The sequence below is a fragment of the Aerococcus sp. L_32 genome (assembly GCF_050689315.1).
This window is the reverse complement of sequence record NZ_JBOEQF010000232.1, coordinates 1-3,383: the sequence shown is the minus strand read 5'-3', so window position 1 is coordinate 3,383 and position 3,383 is coordinate 1. Positions and strand designations below refer to the sequence as shown.

3 protein-coding genes are annotated in these 3,383 nt (G+C 39.7%); all 3 read left to right on the top strand.

Translation table 11 applies throughout. The annotated features are described in order from the left end of the window. Nucleotides 1-1,624: ABC transporter ATP-binding protein (locus tag ACRCJ0_RS10960; RefSeq protein ID WP_431390461.1), on the top strand; the 1,624-nt coding region annotated here is incomplete at its 5' end. After that, nucleotides 1,614-2,288, top strand: a complete 675-nt coding sequence (locus tag ACRCJ0_RS10955) for a lysophospholipid acyltransferase family protein (RefSeq protein ID WP_286164601.1) — start codon at nucleotides 1,614-1,616, stop codon at nucleotides 2,286-2,288. The genes ACRCJ0_RS10960 and ACRCJ0_RS10955, both read left to right, overlap by 11 nt. 58 nt (nucleotides 2,289-2,346) lie before the next feature. After that, nucleotides 2,347-2,838 (top strand): AI-2E family transporter, encoded by a 492-nt coding sequence (locus ACRCJ0_RS10950; RefSeq protein ID WP_026465943.1) that lies wholly within the window; start codon nucleotides 2,347-2,349, stop codon nucleotides 2,836-2,838. The last annotated feature ends 545 nt before the right edge of the window (nucleotides 2,839-3,383 follow it).

Below are 3,383 nucleotides of genomic sequence, written 5' to 3'. Positions count from 1 at the left end.
CAATTCAGCAACCCTACAAGTGACTATACAGGTCGCAGCCTTTTATTTCGGCTTAACCCTATTAAAAGTAGCCGTTTATTATTTTAGAGACTTTACCTTCAAATTGACGGCAGAAAAAACAGTAGCCAATATGCGAAATACTGTCTACCAAAAAGTAGTGCACTTAGGTATGCGGTACTTTGACCAAACACCGAACGGGTCAGTGGTTTCACGGGTTACTAACGATACCGAAACCATTAAAGAATTTTGGCAAGTATTCCTGTCATTCTTCGACGGTTTAATGAATATTGTGGCTATTACTTATGCCATGTTTACGCTAGATGCTGGCTTGGCTCTTGTCTTTATGGCCTTTGTACCAGTAATGTTAATTTTGATTTATATCTACCAACGTCAATCGACCTTTATTTATGGCCGGATGCGAGTAGCGCTATCTACTTTGAACGCGAAATTAAGCGAATCCATTTCTGGGATGAATATCATTCAAAACTATGGTCAACAAAATCGTCTAATGCAAGAATTCGATGATGTTAACCAAACTTATGTAAGAGCGCGTGTAGGCATGTTCAAAATGAATGCCTTGTTACTACAACCAGCAATCAACTTACTTGAAGCCATTGCCCTGGTCCTTGTCTTGTATATTTTTGGTTTCCAAGACTTGCAAGGGGTAGCCATAAATGTCGGGGTCGTTTACGCCTTTACTTCATATGCGAAATCCTTTTTCCAACCTATGGGTCAAATGATGGACTCCCTATCAATCTTCCAAGACGGTATGGTATCTGGCTCGCGAGTATTGGCCTTACTGGACAATCCGGAAATGGCGCCCGTTTCTAATCCAGGAGCAGCTGGTAAAGTGTCTGAAGGACATATTCAAATCAAGGACTTATCATTCTCATACGACGAGAAAAAACAAGTCTTACATAATATCAATATCGATATTAAACCAGGTCAAACAGTAGCCTTTGTTGGTCAAACCGGTTCAGGCAAATCGTCGATTATCAATGTCTTGATGCGGTTCTATGAATTCAATCAAGGGGATATTTTAATTGACGGCCAATCTATTAAAGATATTCCGCTAAAGCAACTGAGAGAAGATATCGGCTTAGTCTTACAAGATTCTTTCATGTTCTACGGGGATATCGCTGAAAATATCCGTCTGCACGGAGACTATTCTGATGAAATGGTCAGAGCTGCAGCCCAATTCGTCAAAGCTGATGACTTTATTGAATCATTAGATGACGGCTATCACGCCAAAGTAATTGAAGGCGGTGCAGCATTCTCTACAGGGCAAAAACAATTACTATCGTTTGCTCGGTCAATCTTACGAGAACCTAAAATCTTGGTACTAGACGAAGCGACAGCCAATATTGATACCGAGACAGAACAGAAAATTCAATCTGGTTTAGCGAACATGCGACTAGGCCGGACAACTATCATCATCGCCCACCGTTTATCGACAATTAAAGATGCAGACCAAATTATTGTCCTTAAAAATGGCCACATCATCGAGCACGGCAACCATGACGACTTGATTGCACAAGGTGGCACATATTATAATATGTATCAGTTGCAGACCTATTCGGATGCGCATCAAGATACAGATGAAGGGGAAACCGATGATTTATAATATTTTACTGACTTTAATATGCTGGTTTATCCAGTTAATTAATGGCCCAACCAAGATTGATATTGATGAGGCCTTCGATCCAGAAGCCAATTACTTAGTAGTTGGCCCTCACCGTTCAATCCTCGATCCAATCTTTATTGCCATGGCATTACGTCCTAAGCAAATGGCGTTTATGGCGAAGAAAGAATTATTAGCCAACAAGTTTTTAACCTGGTTCTTCACAACCATCAACATCATTCCAGTTGACCGTGAAAAACCAAGCGCCTCAACCATTAAACAAGCCGTTCGAACCATCAAAGAAGGCGAGAAATATGTAGGACTTTTCCCAACAGGCTCTCGCTACTCAGATGAAATCAAAGACGGCGCCGTTTCAATGGCCAAGATGGGTAAGGCAGAAATCTTGCCCGTTACCTACCAAGGGCCCGTTGGTATCCGTGATTTATTCACTTGGAAAAAGGCCAACCGTGCCAAAGTGCGTGTTGGTAGACCTATTCAATTGCCGGATGTTAAACGATTAAGCGATGAAGACAATAAGGCGATCAATCAAGCCATAAAAGATGCTTTCATCGAAAATGACCGTATTTTAGATCCAAATTATACCTACGATTTAGCCGGTGCAGTCGCTAAGCGTGATGCTAAACACGCTAAAAAAGCCAAAAAATAAATCGGCAATATAAGCTTTAACAAAGGCATAAAAAGATTTTTACAGAAAGGATGATAAGATGACAAGAGCCACATTTTGGAAACAAGTTTTCTTGCACACCATTCAAAACATTAAATTGTATGTGGGGGCAGAAGCCAAATTATTACTCTTAACCGTCATCATTTATGGTGTAGGTTTTTGGGTCTTAGACATTCACTTGGCCTGGTTAATGGCTATTGGGATTAGTCTAGTAGCCTTACTACCAGTTATTGGTGCAGGCGTTGTCTTCATTCCTTGGATATTGATTGAGTGGTTGCAGGGGGATACCCAAGTAGGTTGGTGGCTATTTGCTATTTACCTGGGTGTTGAATTATTGACCGAAATCTTGCAGCCACTACTCATCGGTAAAGATTTAAAATTACCTTTTTGGTTGCCGATAGTCGTAACATTAATGTGTACCGTCGCCTTTAACTTATTTGGGGTTATGGTCGCGGGGATTGTCATTCCCTTGATATCAGCCTATTTTCAAGTAAAAGAAATCGAACGCGCTGAAATCTATGACGAGAAATAATCAAAACGAGAGATCTGTATAAAAGCAGGTCTCTTTTATTTATAATGGGATTCAGAAACATGTGAAAGCTTTGCTAGCGTTTATAACTTGCAAAAGATTCAGTAATCATAATTTAAAATGATAATCAGTTCGTAATTCAAATTGATGAATACGCCGTATTATTCAAAGATTATTGCTATTCAGATTTATGAAGTTAACATTTTATCAATTGGTAATATTATTCATATGGAGAATATATTTTCAATAGCAGAATAAAATTTATTCAAGGAATAATGCTGTTTAGTTGTGTATGTAATTACAAGTTTGTTTTGGATATTACATCAGTTTATGAGTAGCCGAGGCTAAAGTTTCCCTAGCATGCCCACTGCTTTAAAGGCAATGATAGGAAAAAGCAAAGCCGAAAGCTTATTAACTATAATAATCTTTCTCGCCTTAAGCCCTGGCTCACATCCTGAAGTTGAGCTCGCTAGGGCAGACAGGTGTCCACTTCAAATAGTTTGCGCCGCACTTTGTATGCAAAGGCAATGTTTATCCGGTGTCTCCTA